Source organism: Candidatus Magnetaquicoccus inordinatus, from assembly GCF_004217665.1.
In the GTDB taxonomy this organism is placed as follows: Bacteria; Pseudomonadota; Magnetococcia; order Magnetococcales; family Magnetaquicoccaceae; genus Magnetaquicoccus; species Magnetaquicoccus inordinatus.
Genome location: NZ_RXIU01000222.1, coordinates 1 through 5,938 on the forward strand (window position 1 = coordinate 1; position 5,938 = coordinate 5,938).

At 51.8% G+C, this 5,938-nt stretch carries 4 protein-coding genes; 2 read left to right on the forward strand and 2 right to left on the reverse strand.

Features of this window, described 5'->3' with window-relative positions; genetic code table 11:
• The first annotated feature begins 159 nt into the window (after positions 1-159).
• On the forward strand, positions 160-2,628 hold the full coding sequence (locus EJP87_RS13285) for a phage/plasmid primase, P4 family (RefSeq protein WP_193771380.1): 2,469 nt from the start codon (positions 160-162) through the stop codon (positions 2,626-2,628).
• A 421-nt stretch (positions 2,629-3,049) separates the two neighbouring features.
• Positions 3,050-3,283: a hypothetical protein gene (locus tag EJP87_RS13290; RefSeq protein WP_130472356.1), complete on the forward strand. Its 234-nt coding sequence runs from the start codon at positions 3,050-3,052 to the stop codon at positions 3,281-3,283.
• A gap of 31 nt (positions 3,284-3,314) precedes the next feature.
• On the opposite strand, the gene EJP87_RS13295 is transcribed toward EJP87_RS13290, so the two are convergent.
• A complete protein-coding gene (locus EJP87_RS13295) occupies positions 3,315-3,875 on the reverse strand; it encodes a tetratricopeptide repeat protein (RefSeq protein ID WP_193771381.1) in 561 nt (186 codons plus the stop codon).
• Positions 3,876-3,886: 11 nt separating this feature from the next.
• The gene (locus EJP87_RS13300) at positions 3,887-5,884 is read right to left on the reverse strand and encodes an NACHT domain-containing protein (RefSeq protein WP_130472358.1); all 1,998 of its coding nucleotides are present in this window, start codon (positions 5,882-5,884) and stop codon (positions 3,887-3,889) included.
• Between the last annotated feature and the right edge of the window lie 54 nt (positions 5,885-5,938).

The window sequence follows — 5,938 nt, forward strand, 5'->3', positions numbered from 1 at the left end:
CTCCTGAAAAATGTGTTTTCTGGGATGGTCTCACCTCTCAAAATAAATGGATACCCTGGGGAGAAATGGACGCTTACGATTGTGTGTGGCATATGCGTCTGCACAACAGAGGCTGCTGTGAAATATGCCAAAATCTATTTTGTTTGTAAGGGGAGTGTCATGATGTCCAGGGAGCCTGCTCTACCATTTGCCACTATCGCCGCCCGCGCCAACCAACAGGCGGAAACGCTGCTCCGTGAATGGTTTCCACAAGGAAAACGACGTGGCTGGGAATATACCGTCGGTAACCTCAACGGCGAAGTCGGCGAATCCCTCTCCATCAACCTCAATAATGGTCTCTGGTCCGACTTCGCCAGCGGCGAACGCGGCGGTGATCTGATCGCTCTGCTCGCCGCCCGCAATAAAATCAGCCAAAGCGAAGCCGCACGCCAACTCGCCTCCCGCCTCGGTATCCACCTGAGCGAAACTTCCTCTGCACGGCCAACTAAACAAAAAAACCATGCACAAAAACCACTTGCGTTTATACCTGAAAAAATACAACCACCACCCTTGAGCTCACCACAAGGTATGCGCCTCAGCGCCCGATGGCTCTACCGTAACCAAAAAGGTGAAGGTCTGTTCTATGTGAGCCGTCACGATCCCATCGACAAATCCTCTCCGCAACGCAAACTCTTTCAACCCCATATCCTGCTCAGGCAGAACGATGGCAAAAGAGCATGGCAGCGCAGCAGCTATCCTGCACCACGCCCTCTCTATGGGCTGGAACTGCTGCAAAATCATGCACAAGATCTGCTGATTGTCGAAGGGGAAAAATCGTGTGATGCCGCCCGTCGCCTGTTGCCAGAGCTGCTGGCATTGACCTGGAGTGGTGGCAGTAACGCCGTCGCCTTGAGCAATTGGCAACTGCTGCAGGGACGTACCCTCTATCTGTGGCCCGATGCCGATAGCGCAGGAGAAAAAGCCATGCACTGGCTGGCCAACCATCTGCACACCTTGCAGTGCCAGATATATTGGGTGCAACCGCCCAGCACAGCAGCCAATGGCTGGGATCTGGCCGATGCCGAAACAGAAGGCTGGAGCAGTGAACAGTGCCGTCAATGGCTGACTCAAAACAGCCGCGAGTGGCAGATGGCGCCTGCCGAAGAGGTGGGTGAACAGCCCGCAGTGTCAGAAGAGCTGCTGGCCGAGAGTGATTTGGGTAATGCACGGATGGTGGTGCAACAGCATGGGGAAGATTTACGTTATGTGCGGCAATGGAACCGCTGGTATGTGTGGAACGGCAGCCATTGGCAGCAGGATGAGACCGAAGAGGTGGTCCGACGCTGCAAGGGAAGTATCTTGTCGCTGTTGCAGCGGGTGGATGAGAGTGTCTATGCCACTGAAAAAAATGCACGTTTTCGTTTTGCATTGCGCTCGCAGAGCCGGGCGGCTATTGAAAATGCCATTTGTCTGGCGCGCAATGAACCACAAGTGATTTTACGCCCGGAAGAGTTGGATTCTGATCCCTGGTTGTTAAACTGCAGTAATGGCACCTTGTCGTTACGCGATGGGCAGTTACGGGCGCATCGGCGCGAGGATCTGTTATCGCGTTCGCTACCGGTGGTCTATGATGCGCAGGCCGAGGCACCGTTATGGGAAAAGTTTATCGATCGGATCATGGGTCATGATCCGGAACGGGTGGAATTTTTACGCAAGGCGGTAGGATATACCTTGAGCGGTGACACCTCAGAGCAATGTTTTTTTTACTGTTTTGGCGTGGGTCAAAATGGTAAATCGACCTTTTTGGAGGTGATATTTGAGTTGCTGGGGCGATATGCCCGGCGTTTGCCTGCTGATTCGTTGATGTTGCGCACTCAGGGTGGAGCGATTTCCAATGATATAGCGGGTTTGGTGGGAGCACGTTTGGTAGCCAGTTCGGAGGTAGAAGAGGGTGCGCGTTTGCACGAGGCCAAGCTCAAAGAGATGACTGGCGGCGATACCTTGACGGCGCGTTTTTTACATCAGGAATATTTTGAGTTTCGTCCCGTCTTCAAGTTATGGATGTTAGGCAACTATAAGCCAGTGATTCGTGGGACCGATCAAGGGATATGGCGACGGATTCATTTAATACCCTTTGGAGCGCCGATAGCGGAGGCGGAGCGGGATCGGCAGTTGCCAATAAAGCTGCGTCAGGAGATGCCTGGGATATTGCGCTGGGCGGTGGAGGGTTGTTTATCCTGGCAGCGTGAGGGTTTGCAGCAGCCGTTGGCGGTACGAGAGGCGACGCAAGCCTATCGCAGTGAATCGGATATTATTGGGCAATTTTTGGAGGAGCATACAGTTTTTGATACGCATGCCGAGGTTCAGGCATCGTTTATTTATGAGAGGTATACGCATTGGACGAATGTGAATGGACATCGTGCCTGTTCTTCCACGCAGTTTACGCGCAAGCTGACCGATCGTGGTTTGTTGACCCGTCGTTCTAATGGCACCTGGATAGTTGGTTTGCGTTTGGCGACACATCGACACTTGGACAGCAATTTTGAGGTTTCCGGCGGAAAGAGCGCCAGCGTCTCTAACCTTAAAAACAGTGTCGAAGTGTCGAGGTGTCCAGATTATAGAATAGAGGATGAGAGTTGGGGGGTATAAAGAGGGAAGGAAGGAGGGAAGGAGCTGTCAGTTTCATAATCAGGCAAGCGCATAAGAACAAAAATTATTACGGAGGTCCAGGAGGGGATTATCCCCTCCTGGCAGGTGCAGGACGGAGTCCTGCATGCAGCGGCGTTTTACCAGAAGCGAATGCGAAGCATTCGCGCACGCCGCGACAATCGGTGCCCCGCAGGGGCACTCTTTGGGAGGGCGGAGCCCGACCTGCACCGTTTTGCTTGTGGCAACAGAGGGGAAAGGCAAACAGGTTTGCAGGGGAATGGTACTTGACAGGAGATGTTGGAACGGTTAGAATTTTTGTCTTACTAAAGCAATATCGTGAGCATAGGTTTGCTGGGAAGAGTTTGTGAGTTGTCCATCGCCATGCTTGGGTACAGGGTAAAAAATGTGAGGGTCGTCTACAATGGTGCACTCTATCGTAACGGTAGCGCAATCTTTTTTCCGCAATATACGCTCAGGAAGATTTTTAAGCGGAGAGCTTGCGCAGGATCGTTCCCGTGAAAATGCCCGCGCAGTGGTCCAACGTCTGGCGCGTGGCAATGTGAGCTTGCAGTTGGGGTGGTTTTTGAGCGAAGAGGATCTGCAAGAGATGCGGGAAAAAAACAGAACACACAATTTTTCCGCAAACGCTCGTTAAACATCGCTCTCTTCTTTCTTTGCTAAAGTAATCACTCTTCTGGATCATTAGGTTGCCATTGCTGGGCCAGTTGTTGGCCTTGGGCGATTTGTTCTGGGGTCATTTTTTGCGCCAGTTTGTCACAGAGTGGGCAGGGGAGAGTCAGTTGTGGGCTGCTGCGGGGCTTGCGGCTCATCTCCGCAAGATATTGCCATTTATAGGCTTTGACCAGATTGACCGGAAAGCCTTGTCCCTTTTCGTGCATCCAGCCCAGATTGCGCCGGGCCATCAGGTGACCCTGATTGGCGGCCAGACGAAACCAGCGCGCCGCCTCCCGATAATCCTTTTTTACCCCTTTGCCATTATCATAGAGGGTTCCGACCCCATTTTGGGCACGCGGATCCTGCTGCTCGGCAGCCCGTCGCCACCAATACATCGCCTCAGCATAATCGATGGCTACCCCCTTGCCCTCAAAATAGCGCTCCCCCAAACGATATTGCGCCTCCCGCTCCTGCGCTTCCGCCCGTATCCGAAGCTGTTCCAGCTCGCCCGCAGATAAAGGCACAGAGAATAACAGCTCAAAGAGCAAGAGAAACAGAGCGGGTTTGTTCATAACAGCTTCCTCTACCATAAACCTTCCGGAACACGATCGGGAAAACAGCCAGCAAACTCTGTACCGGGATAGAGGCAGCCGTTATGTGCAAAGCGCACTCGCTTGAGGCCCGCATCATTACACGCCATGATCTTATCATCCGGATCCAACACCAGCCATCTGCCATCTTCACTAGCGTACAAAGTAGCCATCTTTTGTTCGGTTTGGGTGTTAAATAGTTGCACGCATTTATTGTTTATTTCCATTCTTACCGTGCCATCACTATTGACAGCTTCGGTGAGTGGCGTTTTGTTGGCAATGCTGGCAGGCAGAGGTTGTTCTGCTTCAAATGAAGGTTGTAAACCAGGTCGCCATTTTACTGTTTTGCCAGATTCACTGGTTATGGTAATTGTTTTTGTGTCGTCTTGATAAGATAGAGAAATAATATTTAGTTCAAAAATAAATATTATCATTGGCTTGCTAAAACAAGAAGTGGAGGAACTTGGTGTTCCCTCCAAGATGGAAACAGAGTCTAGCTGTGCGTTTTGTAACGCCTCTTTATCCCAAGTTGCCCAGGCCAAACGGGTATGAATTAATTGAGCGTTCCGCAAAGTGGCACCACGCAGATCGGCACGTTGCAGGTAGGTATCAGTAGCTTGCGCTCTATCCAAACAGCTCTTTCTCAAGTTTGCCCCCGCAAAATAGGCATGGCTTAAATCGCAGTCGGTAAAATCACATTCGGACAGATCGGCATCTGCAGCTTGAGTCCACTCAAGAAAGGCTTGCCGAAACGAACCCCGCAAGCGTGCACCATCAAGGTTTGCATGTTCGAGATTAGCCCGCTCAGCTTGAACCCCCTCCAGTTGCACCCCAGACAGATCTATTAGGCGCAGATCCGCTTCTTCCAAATGGCAGAGAGTCGGATATGGCGCTGTTTTTGGTTGTTCTCTTTGCCAGGTCGCAATCAATTGCACAGCATTTTCACTGATTTGTTTCTTATAGGGGGCTGCGAGAATAGCCTGCAAGGCGGCAGCAAGGGTTGTTGCTCCCCATTGCGCCAAACCGTCGAGGAAAAAATGACCACTCTCTGGTGAGAGGGCAGGTATGCGTAAAACCTTATCATTGCCTTTCCGTAACTCCTCGCCGATAGCCTGGGCGAGAAAATATTCCAGGAACGATTTATGGGCAAATTGATAGTTGCCATCGCCATCTCGAGAGAGAAAAGTGGCGCTGCGCAGCAGGGCGTTAAACTCTTCGTGCCATTGCATCCATCCCTCTGCTGCAGAACCGGGAGCGGCAACCTCCTTTTGTTGCCAGGCAAACAGTTGTTCATGGTTGATGCGTGCTTCTGGTTGTTGCCATAAGAGCTGTGCCATGCGCAGCATGCTGGGTATGATATGGTAGCGTCGCGAGCCCACCTTTTCCTGATCCCGTTCAAGCCACTGCTCGACAATGGCGTCATAAATATCCCCTGCAGTGATGCGTTGTTGTGGTACAGCACGGCGGCGGATAAAATCCATGCTTTCACACAGCAGCTTGAGCAGGAAAGGACGTTTGGCCAGATCCTGCAGATCATGCACCGAACGAAAAAGCGCGATAATCTCATCACTCTTTCCGGGAAACAGGCGCTCCAGATAGGCCAGGATACGTGGTTCGTCAAAGGGTTGCAGATAGAGATAACGAATATCCTTGTCGCGAAAGCCGTCCCGCACACTTCCTTTGATGCGCACCTGTTCATCTTGGTGACTGCGAAAAAAGTGGGTGCGACAGGCAATCAACACCTTTCCCGATGATTCGGGAGGGGCGGCACGGCGCATCTCTTTCAGCAGATCATTGGCGCCCTGGTCGCCAATCAAGGTCGCTTTTTCATCCAGACCATCAAAAATCAGGCAGAGATGGCCAGCCTGGGCCATGGCCAGAACTCCATCAACCGACAAGTTTTTCAAACCGCTGCGTTTTAATAGTGCTGCCAACATGTTTTCCAGATCAGGAGGGGGGGTGCCCATGCTTACAGGTGTAGATTTTTTCATATCACCTCGATTTTAGGCAGAATTGGCCAAGGTTCCGGCACCCCGTAACTGAGA